Raw genomic sequence first — 15,956 nt, forward strand, 5'->3', positions numbered from 1 at the left:
CGGTCCCAGCGTCACTTCCTCCCACACCACCACAACAGCCCCGCCGCACCACCGTGACCAGCAACGATCAAGATGAAAAAACCCCATTGGGGCGCTTGGGGTCAGGCGCGGGTGACGAGCTCGCGGAGCAGGGAACCCATCTGGGTGGCCGCGGCGCGGCCGGCTTCCAGGACTTCCTGGTGGTTCAGCGGCTCGCCGGTCATGCCCGCGGCGAGGTTCGTGACCAGGGACAGGCCGAAGACCTCGACGCCGGCCGCGCGGGCGGCGATGGCCTCCAGGACCGTCGACATGCCGACCAGGTCCGCGCCCAGCGTGCGCAACATGCGGATCTCCGCGGGCGTCTCGAAGTGCGGCCCGGTCAGGCCCGCGTAGACGCCTTCCTCGAGCGACGGGTCGATCTCGCGGGCGATGTCCCGCAGCCGCTTCGAGTACAGGTCCGTCAGGTCGACGAAGTTCGCGCCGACGATCGGCGAGCGCGCGGTCAGGTTCAGGTGGTCCGAGATCAGCACCGGCTGCCCCACCCGGAAGCCTTCGCGCAGGCCGCCCGCCGCGTTGGTCAGCAGCACCGACCGGACGCCGGCCGCCGCCGCGGTGCGCACGTTGTGCACCACCGGGTCGATGCCCTTGCCCTCGTAGAAGTGCGTCCGGCCCAGCATGACCAGGACGTTCTTGTCCCCGATCTTCAGCGACCGGATGGTGCCGCCGTGGCCCACCGCGCCGGGCGTGGTGAAGCCGGGCAGCTCGGCGAACGGGATCTCCGTCTCGCACTCCCCGATGACGTCCGCCGCCGGGCGCCAGCCCGACCCCAGGACCACCGCGATGTCGTGCGCGTCAACGCCGGTGCGCTTGGCGATGGCGCTCGCGGCTTCGTGTTCACTCATGCGAGGGAGCGTAACCGGGCACTTCGCACGGCCAGGAACACCACCAGCCCGAACGGCGACAGGAAGATCGTCAGCAGCAGGATCGGGCTGACGATCCAGGGCGAGATGTCCCGGACCCGTCCTTCGAAGTACATCCACCGCGCGATGAACAGGTCGAACGCGATGAGGTGCGCCCAGACGAGCCCGGCGCCCCACGGCGTCGCGAGCAGCGTCTGGAGGACGCCGAGGTCGGGCCGCAGCATCGCCCGTCCCCACTCGCCGAAGTGCGGCAACACGAGCGCGAAGTAGCACACCAGCGGCAGCAGCGGCACCCACGGCGAGGCCATGATCCGCGCCGTCCACCGCCACTTCGGGGCCAGGATCAGCAGCGCCCAGAACGGCGCGGCCAGCGGGAAGGCCAGGTCGAAGAGGTTCATCGGACGCGCACCGTAGCCCACGAACCCAGCCCCACCGCCGCGACCAGCAGCGCGACCGCCCCGAGCGTCACCGCGTCCGGGTGCACGATCGACTGCGCCCGCAGCGCCTGCCAGGTGACCAGCGCGATCAGGCCCGCATACCCGGCCGCCCCGATCAGGACGAGCCGCGCGCGGACGACGTCGTCACGCAGCCGCGGGAACCGCGAAGCCAGCGCCAGGAGCGCGATGGCGAGCAGCGGCAGGGCCTGCAGGGCGTGCATCCCGACGAAGTGCGGGATCCGCAGGTCGCCGCCCACCGTGCTCCAGCCGAGGATCGGCAGGCCGGGGCCGCCGTCTTCGAGCCCGACGGTGTGCCCGCCGACCATCGACGGCCGCCCGCCGGTCCGCCACTGCGCGAGCTGCTGCGCGGTCGGCGAGGTCATCAGCTGGCCGAGCGTGATCCCCACCAGCGACAGCGCCGCCCCGGCCCGCACCGCCCAGTACGACGCGCGATCGGGCACCTTCGTGAACAGCATCAGTACCGTGAGCGCCAGGGTGGCGACCCAGAGCACGACGATCATCGCGGCCATGCTGCCGAAGATCGCGGCGTCCTGCGGGGTCGCGACGTTGAAGTGGCTCGCCCGGCCGCGCGCGGCCTGGAACACCAGCAGGACGTACTCGGCCGCGAAGATCACGACCAGAAGGTTGGTGAGCCAGTTCGCCGTGCGCCGGAAGCGCGGCAGCAGCGAGACGAGCCAGCTCCAGGTGGCGAAGTAGAGCGCGCCGGACACCGCGAACTTGAACGGCTTCGCCCAGATCGGCGCGCCGCCCAGCGTCCGCTGGTCGAGGACCATGGCGGCCACGCACAGCAGCGCCACCACCCCCAAGGCGGCCGCTGCGAGCGCGGACGGCCGGTGCCAGCTGTTCGTTCTGCTCCGGAGATCGGCAAGGATGGTCATGGTTCCTCCCAGAACGGATAGTCGAGCTCTCCGTTTTGGAAAGTTAAACTATCCATACTGAGAAGTCTTCAGGGTTGTCCCCGAGACGGACCCCGGGATCGGAGCGGAAACGCATGCGGATGGCCGAGCTGAGCGCCGAGTCCGGGGTGCCGGTCGCGACCGTCAAGTACTACCTGCGCGAAGGCCTGCTCCCGCCCGGCGAGCGCACCAGCCCGAACCAGGCCCGGTACTCCCCGGCGCACGTCCAGCGGCTGCGGCTGATCAAGGCGCTCACCGAGGTGGGCGGCCTGTCGCTGGCCTCGGTCGGCGTCGTGCTCGGCGCGATCGACGACCACGAGACCCCGCACCGGACGATGGGCGTCGTCCAGCAGGAGCTGGCCGGGCCGGCGCCGAAGGTGTCCGACGAGGCCGCCGAGTGGGCGTCCGGGCGGCTGGCGGACGTCATGCGCCGCCACGGCTGGAAGGAGCACCCGGCCGAGCACCGCGCGATGGCCAACCTCATCGCCGCGCTGGCGACGGCCAAGGAGCTGGGGCAGGAGAAGCTGACCGAACGCCTCGAGGAGTACGCCGACCTGGCGATGCGCGTCGCGGAAGTCGACGTCGAGGTGGTGGTCGGCCTGACGTCGCTGGACAAGATCATCGAGACCGGGCTGGTCGCCACCGTCCTCGGCGACCGGATCTTCGCCGGTCTGCGCCACCTCGCGCAGGAGCAGGTGTCCCGCACGGTCCTCGGCGGTTAGTCCGAGACGCTCAGCGTCGGGGCGACCCGGTCGAAGACGTCCTGGCGGCCCGAGTTCTCCTGCTCGGCCGGCACGGTGACCGAGAGGATCCACAGGCTGGTGCCCGCCTGGACCAGGTTCATGAAGGTGACGCGGGTGCCGCCGCCACCGTCGCTCTCCGGGAGGGTGCCGCCCTCGGCCAGGCGGTAGGTCAGCGTCGTGCCCTTGCCGTCCGGCAGCGGCGACGGCGGGAAGAGGAAGAACGCGTTGCCCGGGTAGGACGTCTTCAGGTAGCCGATGTACTCGTTGTCGTCGGGGAACTGGGCGAAGTACTTCACCAGCCGTTCCACCCGCAGCGACCGGCGGCCGTCCGGCGAGACGTACTGGACGGCGGTGCTCGCCCCGAACCTCGTGGTGTGCGGGGCGACGAACTTCTGCCAGCCCTCCGGCACCTGGAGGCCGAACTGCCCGCCGTTGCCGGTCACGTAGCTCGCGTCGCCGGACTGCTGCACCAGCGACGGCGGCGGCACGTCGGTCGGGCCGTTCGGCGTGCCCCGCGGGGCGGCGGCCGGCGGCAGCAGCGACTGGCCGCCGACCGCCCTGGCCAGCGCGAACCCGCCGCCCGCGGCGAGCAGGAAGAGCAGGATCGCCACCGCGACGAGCACCGCGGTGGCCGTGGAGCTGCGGCGACCAGACCGGGGTGGCGCGACGAACACGGTCGGCGCGCTCGGCGCCGGGGACGGCGCCGGGGTGGGCGGGCGCAGGAACGGCAGCGGGCCCGGGTCGGCGGCGAGCTCGCTGCTCGACCCCTCGGCCTTCTTCTCCGCCTTGGTCTTCTCGGGCAGGACGGTCTTGATCACCTGCGTGTCGGTGGCGTCCGGCTGCGCCGACGTCTTCTTGCCGTCCGGGGTGTGGAACAGCTCGGGACCGAACAGGTCGAGCGGCGTCTTCGTCTGCAGCGGGTACAGCCGGTGCCGGACCTCGCGCAGGGTGATCCGCCGGCCTGGCTCCTTCCTCATCAGCGCGCCGATGACGTCGGCCAGCGGGCCGGCCTTCGGCTGCGGCACCTTCCCGTTGACGACCTTGCCGACCGTCTCGAGGGGATCGCCGTCGGCGTCGTACGGCGGCGCGCCCTCGACCGCGGCGAACAGCGTCGCGCCGAGGCCCCAGAGGTCCGCGGCCGGCGTGACGGCGCCGCCGGAGGCCACCTCCGGCGCGATGTAGGCGGGGGAGCCGAGCATGATCCCGGTGCGGGTCATGGTCGCTTCGGAGACGTTGCGGGCGATGCCGAAGTCGGTCAGCTTGATCCGGCCGTCGCTGGCCACCAGGACGTTGCCCGGCTTGACGTCACGGTGGGTGATCCCGGCGGCGTGCGCGGCCTCCAGCGCGGACGCCACGGCGATGCCGACCGCGGCGGCCTGCCCGACGGTCAGCGGCCCGTGGTCGCGCAGGATGTGCGCCAGGCTGCGCGAGGGCAGCAGTTCCATCACCACGAACGGCTGGTCGTCCTCGCGCGCGACGTCGTGCAGGATGATCACGTTGGGGTGGGAGAGCACGGCGATCGCCCGCGCCTCGCGCAGCGTGCGCTCCCGCAGCTCGTCCGCCTGCGACGCCGGGATGCCCGGCGGCACCTTCATCTCCTTGACGGCCACCTGCCGGTGCAGGAACTCGTCGTAGGCCGACCAGACGGTGCCCATCGAGCCGGAGCCGAGCACCGAACGCAGCCGGTAGCGACCGGCGACCACTCGTGTCTCTTCGCTGGAGGGGGGCACGGGCCAATTGTGTCGTACCCGCGGCACCGGCCCCTAACCTGTCCGGTGACGGCCCCTAGCGCGACCAGACTCACAGGTCGAGCGCGGCGAGTGCCTCTACCATCACAGGTTATGACTGATGTGGCCGGTCCGGAGTCAGTGCCGATCTCCGAGCTCGACCTCGCGGCCGAGTTCCCGCAGGCGACGCGCGAACAGTGGCAGGAGCTCGTCGCGGGCGTGCTGCGCAAGAGCGGGAAGCTGCCGGAGGACTTCGCGGGTGCCCCGGAGAGCAAGCTCGTCACGCGGACCTACGACGGGATCGCGATCCAGCCGCTGTACACCGCCGAGGACGTCCCCGGCGACATCGGCTTCCCCGGCCTGCCGCCCTACGTGCGCGGCGCGCGCCCGGACGGCCTGGTCGGCACCGGCTGGGACGTTCGCGCCCGGTTCACCGGCGACGACGGCCGCGCGGTCAACAAGGCGATCCTGGCCGACCTCGAAGGCGGCGTGACGTCGATCTGGCTGTCGGTCCCGCCCGCGGCCCTGGCCGACGCGCTGAACGAGGTGTACCTCGACCTGGCGCCGGTCGTGCTGGACGCGGGGCCTTCGTACGAAGCGGCCGCTTCGGAGTTGCTGGCGCTGTTCGACGAGCGCGAGATCCCGGCGAGCGAGGCCACCGCCGTCCTGGGCGCCGACCCGGTCGGCCTGGCCGCCCGCTCCGGCGCCGACCTGGCGCTGGAACCGGCCGCCGCGCTCGCCGTGCGTGTCGCCGGTAAGTACCCGAAAGTGCGGACGATCGTCGCCGACGGCCTGCCGTTCCACGAAGCCGGCGGGTCGGACGCGCAGGAACTCGGCGCGCTGATCGCCGCCGGCGTCACCTACCTGCGGGCGCTGACGTACGCGGGGCTGGACGTCGAGGCCGCCGCCGGCCAGCTGGAGTTCCGGCTCGCCGCGACCGCCGACCAGTTCTCCACCATCGCGAAGCTGCGCGCGGCCCGCCGCCTGTGGGCCCGCGTCGCCGAGGTCTGCGGCTTCGCCTCGCCGATGCGCCAGCACGCCGTGACGTCGCCGGCCATGCTGACCCGGCGTGATCCCTGGGTGAACATGCTGCGCACGACGGTGGCCTGCTTCGGCGCGGGCGTCGGCGGCGCGGACGCCGTAACCGTGCTGCCCTTCGACGCGGCGATCGGCAAGCCCGACGCGTTCTCGGCGCGGATCGCCCGCAACACCCACGCCGTGCTGCTGGAGGAGTCCAGGCTGGCCGGCGTGGCCGACCCGGCGGGCGGCTCCTGGTACGTCGAGAAGCTCACCGACGACCTCGCGCACGCCGCCTGGGCCGAGTTCACCGCCATCGAGGGCGAAGGCGGCCTGGTGGCTTCGCTGGCCTCCGGCGCGCTGGCCGGGCGGCTGGCCGAGACGTGGGAGAAGCGCTCCTCGCGGATCGCCACCCGGCGTGACCCGCTCACCGGCGTCAGCGAGTTCCCGAACCTGGCCGAGAAGCCGGTGGTGCGGGCGCCGGTTCCGTCCACTGTGGAAGGTGGGCTGCCGCGGCACCGGTACGCCGAAGGCTTCGAGGCGCTTCGCGATGCTTCGGACGCGTACCTCGCTTCGCACGGTTCGCGGCCGAAGATCTTCCTCGCGACCCTCGGTCCGGTCGCCGCGCACACCACGCGGGCCGGTTTCGCCGCCAACCTGTTCCAGGCGGGCGGGATCGAAGCCGTCAACCCGGGCGCGACCGACGACCTGCCCGGCGCGTTCGCGGCTTCCGGCGCCCGGATCGCCTGCCTCTGCGGCACCGATGACGCCTACGCCGCCCAGGCGGCCGACGTCGCCAAGTCGCTGGGCGCCGAGTACGTCCTGCTCGCCGGGAAGGGCACCTACGACGGCGTGGACGCGAACGTCTTCGCCGGGTGCAACGCCCTGGAAGTCCTCGAAGGCCTGCACGCCAAGCTGGGAGTCACGCGATGAGCATCCCGAACTTCGCCGGTCTCGACCTCGGCACGCCGTTGCCGGGCGACCGCGACGCGTGGGCGCGCGCGGTGGAGAACACCACCGGCAAGGGCCCGGACGCCCTGGCCTGGGAGACGCCCGAGGGCATCGGCGTCAAGCCGGTCTACACCGCCGCCGACCTGTCCGATGTGGACTTCCTCGGCACGTACCCCGGCATCGCGCCCTTCCTGCGCGGGCCGTACCCGACGATGTACGTCAACCAGCCGTGGACCATCCGCCAGTACGCCGGGTTCTCCACCGCCGAGGAGTCCAACGCCTTCTACCGGCGCAACCTCGCCGCCGGCCAGAAAGGGCTTTCGGTCGCCTTCGACCTGGCCACCCACCGCGGCTACGACTCCGACCACCCGCGCGTGTCGGGTGACGTCGGCATGGCGGGCGTGGCGATCGACTCCATCTACGACATGCGGCAGCTCTTCGACGGCATTCCGCTGGACAAGATGTCCGTGTCGATGACGATGAACGGCGCGGTGCTGCCCGTGCTGGCGCTGTACGTCGTCGCGGCCGAGGAGCAGGGGGTGAAGCCGGAGCAGCTCGCGGGGACCATCCAGAACGACATCCTCAAGGAGTTCATGGTCCGCAACACCTACATCTACCCGCCGCAGCCCTCGATGCGAATCATCTCCGACATCTTCTCCTTCACTTCGCAGCACATGCCGAAGTACAACTCGATCTCCATCTCCGGCTACCACATGCAGGAAGCCGGGGCGACCGCCGACCTGGAGCTGGCCTACACGCTCGCGGACGGCGTCGAGTACATCCGCTCGGGCGTCGACGCGGGGCTCAGTGTCGACAAGTTCGCGCCGCGGCTGTCGTTCTTCTGGGCGATCGGCATGAACTTCTTCATGGAGGTCGCGAAGCTGCGCGCGGCGCGCCTGCTGTGGGCGAAGCTCGTGAAGGGCTTCGACCCTTCGTCGCCGAAGTCGCTTTCGCTGCGGACGCACTCCCAGACGTCGGGCTGGTCGCTGACCGCGCAGGACGTCTACAACAACGTCGTCCGGACGTGCGTCGAGGCGATGGCCGCGACCCAGGGGCACACGCAGTCCCTGCACACGAACGCCCTCGACGAGGCGCTCGCCCTGCCGACGGACTTCTCCGCGCGGATCGCCCGCAACACGCAGCTGCTGCTGCAGCAGGAGTCCGGCACCACGCGCGTGATCGACCCGTGGGGCGGGTCGGCGTTCGTCGAGAAGCTGACCTACGACCTCGCGCGCAAGGCGTGGGGCCACATCACCGAGGTCGAGCAGGCCGGCGGCATGGCGAAGGCGATCGACGCCGGCATCCCCAAGCTGCGCATCGAGGAGGCCGCCGCGCGCACCCAGGCGCGCATCGACTCCGGGCGGCAACCGGTGATCGGCGTCAACAAGTACCAGGTCACCGACGACGAAGAGATCGACGTCCTGAAGGTCGACAACGCCGGCGTCCGCGCCCAGCAGCTGGAGAAGCTGCGGCGGCTGCGGTCCGAACGCGACTCCGCGGCCACCGAGGACGCGCTGCGGCGGCTCACCGAGGGCTCGCAGAACGGCGGCAACCTCCTGGAGCTGGCGATCGACGCGGCCCGCGCGAAGGCCACGGTCGGCGAGATCTCCGACGCCCTGGAGAAGATCTGGGGCCGGCACTCCGGCCAGATCCGGACCATCTCGGGGGTGTACCGCGAGGAGGTGGGGAAGACGCAGAACGTCGAAAAGGCCCGTCAGCTGGTCGAGGAGTTCGCCGCGGAGGAGGGCCGGCGCCCCCGGATCCTCGTGGCGAAGATGGGCCAGGACGGCCACGACCGCGGCCAGAAGGTGATCGCCACCGGCTTCGCCGACCTCGGCTTCGACGTCGACGTCGGCCCGCTGTTCTCCACCCCGGCCGAGGTCGCGCGGCAGGCGATCGAGGCGGACGTGCACGTCGTCGGCGTCTCGTCGCTGGCCGCCGGGCACCTCTCGCTGGTGCCCGCGCTGCGGCACGAGCTCGCCGAGCTCGGCCGCGAGGACATCATGGTCGTCGTCGGCGGTGTCATCCCGCCGCAGGACTACCCGGCGCTGCGCGAGGCCGGGGCGGCGGCGATCTTCGGGCCCGGCACGGTGCTCGCGGACGCGGCCATCGACCTGCTCGGCCAGCTGTCCGCGCAGGAGTCCTGACCGTTGCCGCGCAGGATCGACGTCACCGCCTACGCCAAGGGGGTCCTGGCGGGCGACCGCGGGACGCTGTCGAAGGCGATCACGCTGGTCGAGTCGCAGCGGGACGACCACCGGGCGCTGGCGCAGGAACTGCTGGTCGAGCTGCTGCCGTCGGCCGGCGGTGCGCGGCGGGTCGGCATCACCGGCGTTCCCGGTGTCGGCAAGTCGACATTCATCGACCAGCTGGGTACCGACCTGACCGCGGCCGGGCACCGCGTCGCCGTGCTGGCCGTCGACCCGTCGTCCACCCGGACCGGCGGGTCGATCCTCGGCGACAAGACCCGGATGGCGCGGCTGGCGGTGGACGAACGGGCGTTCATCCGGCCGTCGCCGACGTCCGGGACGCTGGGCGGGGTCGCGCGGGCCACCCGCGAGACGATCGTGCTGATGGAGGCGGCCGGTTACGACGTCGTGCTGGTCGAGACCGTCGGGGTCGGACAGTCCGAAGTGACCGTCGCGAACATGGTCGACTGCTTCCTGTTCCTCACGCTGGCCCGCACCGGCGACCAGCTCCAGGGCATCAAGAAGGGCGTGCTGGAGCTCGCCGACGTCATCGCGGTCAACAAGGCCGACGGCGACCACGAGCGGGACGCCCGGCGCGCGGCGCGGGAACTGGCGGGCGCGCTGCGGATGATCTACGGGCCCGAAGCGTCGTGGACGCCGCCGGTGCTGACCTGCAGCGGCCTGCACAACCTGCGGCTCGACGAGGTCTGGGGCGCGATCGAGCAGCACCGCGACACGCTGACGGCGTCCGGCGAACTCGACGCGCGGCGGCGGCAGCAGCAGGTCGACTGGACCTGGGCGATGGTGCGCGAGCAGCTGCTCGGTCGGCTGGCGGTGCATCCGGACGTGCGAACGGTCGTTCCCGACGTCGAGCGGGCGGTGCGGGACGGTGAACTGACGGCTACCCTCGGTGCTCAGCGGATCCTCGACGCGTTCGGTGGCTGACGTGCGGGCGGTCCGTGGGCAGAATGCCTGGTCGTGGCGAAGGGATGACATGGCGAAACTGCGGGGTCTGGTCCTGGTCGGGCTGCTCGGGGCGGTGCTGTTCACCGCGTCCCCGGCGTACGCCGCGCCGGTGCGCCCGGTGGCCGTGACGGTGAGCGTGTCTTCCGCAGCGCTGGTGCCGGCGCAGACCCAGCCTCCGGGCCCGGTCCTCGACCCGGCCCAGACGGACAAGGCGAACAGCGAAAAGACCCGGAACAAGCTGGTCGCGGGCCTGATCGCGGTCGTCCTGCTCGGCATCGTGATCTGGGGGCGCAAGATCCGTTCGAAGCGGGCCAAGGGGTCCTGAGGTTTTCGGCTTTGCCGAAGTGGTGCACACCGTTCAACGCAGATCCGGTACCGGCCGTCTAGGACGGCGCTTTTCGAGGCGCGGCTTGCCGCCTGCATGGTGCACGATCGTCTGCAAATGCGTACAGAACGATCGGCACGACGCGTGACCCCAGCCGCTGCGCGGGTTACCCGTGTTGCGGGAGGAGGTGCGGCGTGACGGTGTTGGATTCACGACCGGACGTTCCAGGCGACCCCCATGGGCGCATCATCAACCCCATGGAGGGGTCCGAGGCGCTCATTTCCGAGGCCGGCGTAAGCATGGCTCCCGTGGAGGACCTTGGTGCGGGCCGCGGCCCGTTCTGGCTGGACGACTGGCTGCGCGCCAACGCGACCGACGTGCTCGCGTGGCGGCGGCACATCCACGCGCACCCGGAGCTGTCGCGGCACGAGTTCGCGACCACGGAACTGGTCGTCACGCTGCTGCGCTCGGTCGGCCTCAAGCCCTGGGTGCTGCCGGGCGGCACCGGCGTCGTCTGCGACATCGGCAGCGGCGAGCGGTGCGTGGCGTTGCGCGCGGACATGGACGCGCTGCCGCTGACGGAGGCGACGGGCCTGCCCTACGCGTCGACGACCGAGGGCGCGGCCCACATGTGCGGCCACGACGCCCACACGGCGATCCTGCTGGGCGCGGCCCGCGCCCTGGCCGGCGCGCCGGAGCTGCCGGGCCGGGTCCGGCTGATCTTCCAGGCGGCCGAGGAGGTCATGCCCGGGGGAGCCCTGGACATGATCGCGGCGGGCGCGCTGGAGGGTGTCGAGCGGATCTACGGCCTGCACGTCGACCCGCGGCTGGAGGTGGGCTCGGTCGGGATGCGCGTCGGCGCCCTGACGTCGGCGGCCGACCTGATCGAGCTGCGCCTGACGTCCCCGGGCGGCCACACGTCCCGCCCGCACCTGACGGCGGACCTGGTCCACGCGCTGGGCACGGTGATCACGTCCCTGCCCGCGGTGCTCTCCCGCCGCGTCGACCCGCGGTCCGGGACGGTCCTGGTGTGGGGAGCGGTCCACGCGGGCCAGGCGGCCAACGCGGTCCCCCAGGACGGCGTCCTGCGCGGCACCCTGCGCACGGCCGACCACGAGGTCTGGACGGCCCTGGAGCCCCTGGTCGCCTCCTCGGTGGAGTCGCTCCTGGCTCCCACCGGCGTCGGCTTCTCCCTGGACTACCGCCGCGGCGTCCCCCCGGTGGTCTCCGACCCGGAGTCGACGGCCCTGATGCGCGCCGGCGTCGAGGCGGCCCTCGGCGAGGGCGCTGTCGCGCCCACCGAGCAGTCCTCGGGAGGCGAGGACTTCGGCTGGTACCTCGAGCACGTCCAGGGAGCTTTCGCCCGCCTGGGCGTCTGGCCCGGCCCGCCCGCCCCCCAATCGGACATCCACCGCCCGACCTTCATCCTCGACGAGCGAGCCCTCCTCTGCGGAGTCCGAACCCTCGTCCACACCGCCCTAACCACCCTCGCCTAACGAGATCCGCCTCCAATCACGCGAGTCCCGTTTCCAATCACGTGAGTGCGGAGTTACGCACACGAGTTATCCACAGGCTCGGCGAGTTATCCACAGCTCGAGGATGGGGCCCTTCCGTTGATCGTCGGAGGGCCTCATCCTCGAAGTTGTGATCAGTTGGGGAGGACGACACGGCGCCGTCTCGCGTCGCGAAGCCGATGCGGTTTTGGGACGGCGAGCAGTGCTCGAAGGACTGGCGACCGGCGTACTCGCGCAGCCTTGGCGAGGCGTGGTCATTCACGCGGCAGATGCGCTGAATCTCGCCACCCGGGCGCAGGCGGCGCTGATCGCAGTGGGTCCGCCCGCTGCTCTGTCGGGAGCTACTTCTCTTGCGCTGCATGGGATATCGGCGGCCCAAGAGTCCACCGTGCACCTGACAGTTCCCTACTCCCGGCGAGTGGAGTCGAGGTCCGGGTTGGCCGTCCATCGAGCCGAGTTCACCGAGTCCGACGTGGTCGAACTCGAGGGGTTGGCGGTGTTTTCGCTCGACCTCGCCCTCGCTGATTTCCTGTGCGATGGAGACAAGCGAACAGCGTTCGCCGCCCTCGACGAGGCCATGCTGGGCCTGTCTGCAGACCACTGCCTGAAGCTCCGCGAGAACGTCCGCGACCGGCTTTTGGACCGGAGGAGCAAGCGAGGTATCCACAGGGCGCAGATGCTCTTGGCGCTCGCCACCGGGAAGGCCGAATCGCCACCCGAAAGCATGCTCCGGCTGATCGTGGTCGAGGCCGGGCTGCCGGTGCCGGAGGCGCAGTACGAGATCACCGCCATCGACGGCCGGAGGCTGTACGTGCTCGACCTGGCCTGGCCAGCACTGCGCATCGCGCTGGAGTATGACGGCTTCGCGGCTCACGAGGAGCGGCGTGAACACGATGCCGAGCGGGACGAGCGGATGGCCGGGCGAGGATGGGTCACCATCCGCGCGACCGCGGCGGATCTCCGAGACCCCAGCCGGGTGCTGGCCGAGCTCCGGGCACACTTCGAGCGACGAGCGGCGTAACTCGCGTGATCGAGCCCGTCAGCCACGTGATTGGGGCCGTGACTCGCGTGATTGGAGGCGGAACTAGCCGGTTATGCCGGAGCAGGGGCGGGTTCGGAGGTCGTCGACGTAGTCGGCGGGGGCGCCGGCTGTTTCGGCGGCGTCGGCCAGGACGCCCAAGTAGCGGGCGGAGGGGAGGCCGCCTTCGTAGGCGTCCAGGACGTAGAGCCAGGCCAGGACCGAGCCGTCCATCGTCTGGACGCGGAGGCGGATCTTCGAGTGGATCCCCAGCTCGCCGCCTTCCCAGCGGTCCAGGCCGTCCTCGTCCAGCGACGTCACGTCGTAGAGGACGACGAACACCCGTGACCCCGGGTCCTCGACGATCGTGGCCAGGGCACCTTCCCACCCCAGGTCCTCGCCGCCGAAGGTCAGGCGCCAGCCCTCCAGCCAGCCGGTGCCGGCCATCGGCGAGTGCGGCGCGCGCTCCAGCATCTGGGCGGGCTCCATGTTCGATCCGTACGCGGCATACAACGGCACGCCGACAGCGTAGCGACACCTCCCTCACCCGAGTGGACGCACTCGCCGTGTTCGCCCACTTCAGTGTCCGGTCACCTTCGCCGCGTACGGTGAGAGCACCGCACGCTCACTCCGAGGAGGACCCAGGTGACCAGGATCGTGATCATGGGCGGGGGCCCGGCCGGCTACGAAGCCGCGCTGGTCGCGGCCCAGCACGGAGCCGACGTCACGATCGTCGAGCGGGACGGCCTCGGTGGCGCCTGCGTCCTCTACGACTGCGTCCCCTCGAAGACGTTCATCGCGAGCTCCGGCGCGCTGGCGAAGATGCACGACCTCAGCGAGCTCGGCATCAACACCGACCTGGCCGACACCAGCATCGACCTCCCGACCGTCCACGGCCGGGTGAAGGGCCTCGCGCTCGCCCAGTCCGCCGACATCCGCGCCCGCGTCCAGCGCGAAGGCGTCCGCGTCATCGCCGGCGAGGCTCGCTTCTGCGACGAAGAGCCCGGCCTGGCGACGCACAAGGTCGCCGTCACGACCAAGGACGGCACCGAGAAGCTGCCCGCCGACGTCGTCCTCATCGCCACCGGCGCCACGCCGCGCGTCCTGCCCGGCGCCGTGCCCGACGGCGAGCGCATCCTCGACTGGCGCCAGCTCTACGAGCTCCAGGAGCTGCCGGAGCACCTCGCCGTGATCGGCTCGGGTGTCACCGGCGCCGAGTTCGCGTCCGCCTACACCGAGATGGGCGTCAAGGTCACCGTCGTCTCCAGCCGGGACCGCGTCCTCCCGCACGAGGACGCCGACGCCGCCGCCGTGCTCGAAGAGGTCTTCTCCCAGCGCGGCACGACCGTCGCCAAGCAGGCGCGCGCCGACCGCGTCGAGCGCACCGAAAAGGGCGTCGAGATCCACCTCGCCGACGGCCGGGTGATCGAAGCCAGCCACGCGCTGATGACCGTCGGATCGGTGCCCAACACCCGCGACATCGGCCTGGACAAGGTCGGCATCGAGCCCGGCCCCGGCGGGTTCATCACCGTCGACCGCGTTTCGCGCACCTCCGTTCCCGGGATCTACGCCGCCGGCGACTGCACCGGCGTGCTCATGCTGGCCTCGGTGGCGAGCATGCAGGGCCGCATCGCGATGTGGCACGCGCTGGGCGAAGGCGTCGCGCCGATCAAGCTCAAGACCGTCGCCGCCAACGTGTTCACCCACCCGGAGATCGCCACCGTCGGCATCAGCCAGCAGGCGATCGACTCCGGCGAGGTGCCCGCGCGCACCATCATGCTGCCCCTGGCCACCAACGCGCGCGCGAAGATGGAGGGCCTCCGCCGAGGCTTCGTGAAGCTGTTCTGCCGCCCCGCCACCGGCGTGGTCGTCGGTGGTGTCGTCGTGGCGCCGCAGGCGAGCGAGCTCATCCTTCCCATCGCGCTCGCCGTCCAGAACCAGCTCACAGTGGACCACCTGGCACTGACATTTTCGGTGTACCCGTCGCTGTCGGGCTCGATCACCGAGGCCGGCCGCCAGCTCATGCGCCACGACGATCTCGACTGATCCGGCACGCAACCCGGGCGCACCCGCCGCGTCTTGTCGGTTGTAAGGCTGAAGGACGCGAAGGGTGCGAACGTGCGCAAGACGGTGGTTTTCGTTGCGGCAGCGGTGATCGGGGCGACGGCGCTGACGGGACCGGCGATGGCGCAGAGCACCGGTCCGGCCCCGAGCACCAGCCCCGCGCCGACCGCGAAGGCGGGCAGCGTCCAGCTCAACGTGAACACCGCGATCAACCAGACGCTGGTGGACAAGTACGTCCGCGACGCGCCGAACGTCGCGCTGGCGAAGTGCGAAGGCCCTTCGCCGGCCTTCGCCTCGCCGGTGCTGACGTTCAGCAACTACACCCCGGGCCCGTTCATGGGCGCCGACGCGAACATCAGCGCCGACGTCGAGCTCAAGCCCGGAACCGCGGCGGGGACGTACCCGCTGAGCGTGACCTGCGGCGGCCAGACCTACACCACGCAGTTCTCGGTGCCTGCCGCCCAGGTCGCGAAGGTGCCGTCCGGTGCCGCGAAGGCCGGCGACGGCAGCATGGCGGGCTGATTTCCCCACCGAACTCTCCGGGGCGGGAAGAGGGGTTGGAAATGAAGAAGTTCCTGGCCGTCGCCGCCGTTTCGGGTGGCTTGCTGCTCTCGGCCCCGGCGGCCTTCGCCGCGACGCCGGCGGAGCACGCGGGGAACCCGAAGGCCTACCTCCGCGTCCTGCCGACCGCGGCCCGCCCGGGCGCGAAGGTGCAGATCCGGCTCGGTTGCGACGCCGCGAGCACGCGCGACCTGGCGTCCCCGGTGCTCAAGATCGGCGCGCTGCGGCGCGTCGGCCCGCAGAACGACCCGGCCAAGGCACCCGCCGCGGCCGCGTCGGCGGTGGTGCAGGCCGCGAAACCGGGCGTCTTCCGGGTGTCGTTCTCCTGCGGCGGCGCGGACCTGACCACGAAGTTCACCGTTCTGGGTGAACGTCGTCAGGTGGCGAAGGTGCCGTCGGGCGCACCGCAGACCGGTGGTGGTTCGGACGGCCACGGACCGCTCGCCGCCGCGGGCGCGATGGGCGTGCTGGCCGTCGGCGGTGGCGGGCTCGTGCTGGCGCGACGATCACGGCGACGATGATCCACTGATTTCCCGAACCGAGAGCCGCCCGAGGGCGGCTTTTTTCTGCGCATTTTCGCGACGCATTCGTGACCTCCGGGCGTAATCGGCGACCCCGTCGACGAGCA

The 15,956-nt window shown here is 71.4% G+C and carries 15 protein-coding genes; 10 read left to right on the forward strand and 5 right to left on the reverse strand.

All coding sequences use genetic code 11. The features are described from left to right. Window positions 1–101: 101 nt before the first annotated feature. Genes ACWEF6_RS38025 through ACWEF6_RS38035 form a run of 3 tightly spaced genes read right to left on the reverse strand, consistent with a single transcriptional unit; the run spans window position 102 to window position 2,235 of the window. On the reverse strand, window positions 102–881 hold the full coding sequence (locus tag ACWEF6_RS38025; RefSeq protein ID WP_449687385.1) for a purine-nucleoside phosphorylase: 780 nt from the start codon (window positions 879–881) through the stop codon (window positions 102–104). Next, complete coding sequence (locus tag ACWEF6_RS38030; protein WP_449687386.1) at window positions 878–1,297, reverse strand: ABA4-like family protein; 420 nt, start codon at window positions 1,295–1,297, stop codon at window positions 878–880. The genes ACWEF6_RS38025 and ACWEF6_RS38030 overlap by 4 nt, the downstream gene beginning before the upstream one ends. Beyond that, window positions 1,294–2,235, reverse strand: coding sequence for a hypothetical protein (locus ACWEF6_RS38035; RefSeq protein WP_449687387.1), 942 nt, complete (start codon window positions 2,233–2,235; stop codon window positions 1,294–1,296). The genes ACWEF6_RS38030 and ACWEF6_RS38035 overlap by 4 nt, the downstream gene beginning before the upstream one ends. 113 nt (window positions 2,236–2,348) lie before the next feature. Between ACWEF6_RS38035 and ACWEF6_RS38040 the strand changes: the two genes are divergently transcribed. Beyond that, a complete protein-coding gene (locus ACWEF6_RS38040; protein ID WP_396136910.1) occupies window positions 2,349–2,975 on the forward strand; it encodes a MerR family transcriptional regulator in 627 nt (208 codons plus the stop codon). Here the strand turns inward: ACWEF6_RS38040 and ACWEF6_RS38045 are convergent. After that, window positions 2,972–4,699, reverse strand: a complete 1,728-nt coding sequence (locus tag ACWEF6_RS38045; protein WP_449687400.1) for a serine/threonine-protein kinase — start codon at window positions 4,697–4,699, stop codon at window positions 2,972–2,974. The genes ACWEF6_RS38040 and ACWEF6_RS38045 overlap by 4 nt on opposite strands. Before the next feature lie 138 nt (window positions 4,700–4,837). On the opposite strand from ACWEF6_RS38045, the gene ACWEF6_RS38050 reads away from it, so the two are divergent. The 6 genes from ACWEF6_RS38050 to ACWEF6_RS38075 all read left to right on the forward strand — a co-directional run bounded on the left by ACWEF6_RS38050 (window position 4,838) and on the right by ACWEF6_RS38075 (window position 12,706). Beyond that, complete coding sequence (locus ACWEF6_RS38050) at window positions 4,838–6,673, forward strand: methylmalonyl-CoA mutase family protein (protein ID WP_449687388.1); 1,836 nt, start codon at window positions 4,838–4,840, stop codon at window positions 6,671–6,673. Beyond that, window positions 6,670–8,838 (forward strand): methylmalonyl-CoA mutase, encoded by a 2,169-nt coding sequence (gene scpA / locus ACWEF6_RS38055; protein WP_449687389.1) that lies wholly within the window; start codon window positions 6,670–6,672, stop codon window positions 8,836–8,838. Before ACWEF6_RS38050 ends, scpA begins: the two co-directional genes overlap by 4 nt. A gap of 3 nt (window positions 8,839–8,841) precedes the next feature. Then, the gene (meaB, locus tag ACWEF6_RS38060; RefSeq protein WP_449687390.1) at window positions 8,842–9,825 is read left to right on the forward strand and encodes a methylmalonyl Co-A mutase-associated GTPase MeaB; all 984 of its coding nucleotides are present in this window, start codon (window positions 8,842–8,844) and stop codon (window positions 9,823–9,825) included. 49 nt (window positions 9,826–9,874) lie between these two features. After that, complete coding sequence (locus ACWEF6_RS38065) at window positions 9,875–10,171, forward strand: hypothetical protein (protein ID WP_310971048.1); 297 nt, start codon at window positions 9,875–9,877, stop codon at window positions 10,169–10,171. A gap of 194 nt (window positions 10,172–10,365) precedes the next feature. Further along, window positions 10,366–11,667, forward strand: a complete 1,302-nt coding sequence (locus ACWEF6_RS38070) for an amidohydrolase (protein WP_449687391.1) — start codon at window positions 10,366–10,368, stop codon at window positions 11,665–11,667. A 205-nt stretch (window positions 11,668–11,872) separates the two neighbouring features. Next, window positions 11,873–12,706 carry an endonuclease domain-containing protein gene (locus ACWEF6_RS38075; RefSeq protein ID WP_449687401.1) on the forward strand — a complete coding sequence of 278 codons (834 nt, stop codon included), beginning with the start codon at window positions 11,873–11,875 and terminating at the stop codon, window positions 12,704–12,706. Between the two features lie 63 nt (window positions 12,707–12,769). Here the strand turns inward: ACWEF6_RS38075 and ACWEF6_RS38080 are convergent, their stop codons facing one another. Beyond that, window positions 12,770–13,222 carry a gamma-glutamylcyclotransferase gene (locus ACWEF6_RS38080; protein ID WP_449687392.1) on the reverse strand — a complete coding sequence of 151 codons (453 nt, stop codon included), beginning with the start codon at window positions 13,220–13,222 and terminating at the stop codon, window positions 12,770–12,772. A gap of 126 nt (window positions 13,223–13,348) precedes the next feature. Here ACWEF6_RS38080 and ACWEF6_RS38085 point away from each other — a divergent pair, with 126 nt between their 5' ends. The 3 genes from ACWEF6_RS38085 to ACWEF6_RS38095 all read left to right on the forward strand — a co-directional run bounded on the left by ACWEF6_RS38085 (window position 13,349) and on the right by ACWEF6_RS38095 (window position 15,849). Next, window positions 13,349–14,749, forward strand: a complete 1,401-nt coding sequence (locus tag ACWEF6_RS38085; RefSeq protein WP_310971045.1) for an NAD(P)H-quinone dehydrogenase — start codon at window positions 13,349–13,351, stop codon at window positions 14,747–14,749. A 72-nt stretch (window positions 14,750–14,821) separates the two neighbouring features. Continuing rightward, window positions 14,822–15,289 (forward strand): hypothetical protein, encoded by a 468-nt coding sequence (locus ACWEF6_RS38090; protein WP_449687393.1) that lies wholly within the window; start codon window positions 14,822–14,824, stop codon window positions 15,287–15,289. Between the two features lie 41 nt (window positions 15,290–15,330). Beyond that, entirely contained in the window at window positions 15,331–15,849 is a 519-nt protein-coding gene (locus tag ACWEF6_RS38095; RefSeq protein ID WP_449687394.1) for a hypothetical protein, read from the forward strand. Window positions 15,850–15,956 lie beyond the last annotated feature (107 nt).

This window comes from Amycolatopsis sp. NPDC004772 (assembly GCF_053601215.1).

Bases quoted from the DNA above. Each gene is read 5' to 3' on its own strand.
- ACWEF6_RS38025 (WP_449687385.1), bottom strand. From the start codon at position 881: ATGAGTGAACACGAAGCCGCGAGCGCCATCGCCAAGCGCACCGGCGTT.
- ACWEF6_RS38030 (WP_449687386.1), bottom strand. From the start codon at position 1,297: ATGAACCTCTTCGACCTGGCCTTCCCGCTGGCCGCGCCGTTCTGGGCG.
- ACWEF6_RS38035 (WP_449687387.1), bottom strand. From the start codon at position 2,235: ATGACCATCCTTGCCGATCTCCGGAGCAGAACGAACAGCTGGCACCGG.
- ACWEF6_RS38040 (WP_396136910.1), top strand. From the start codon at position 2,349: ATGCGGATGGCCGAGCTGAGCGCCGAGTCCGGGGTGCCGGTCGCGACC.
- ACWEF6_RS38050 (WP_449687388.1), top strand. From the start codon at position 4,838: ATGACTGATGTGGCCGGTCCGGAGTCAGTGCCGATCTCCGAGCTCGAC.
- scpA (WP_449687389.1), top strand. From the start codon at position 6,670: ATGAGCATCCCGAACTTCGCCGGTCTCGACCTCGGCACGCCGTTGCCG.
- ACWEF6_RS38065 (WP_310971048.1), top strand. From the start codon at position 9,875: ATGGCGAAACTGCGGGGTCTGGTCCTGGTCGGGCTGCTCGGGGCGGTG.
- ACWEF6_RS38095 (WP_449687394.1), top strand. From the start codon at position 15,331: ATGAAGAAGTTCCTGGCCGTCGCCGCCGTTTCGGGTGGCTTGCTGCTC.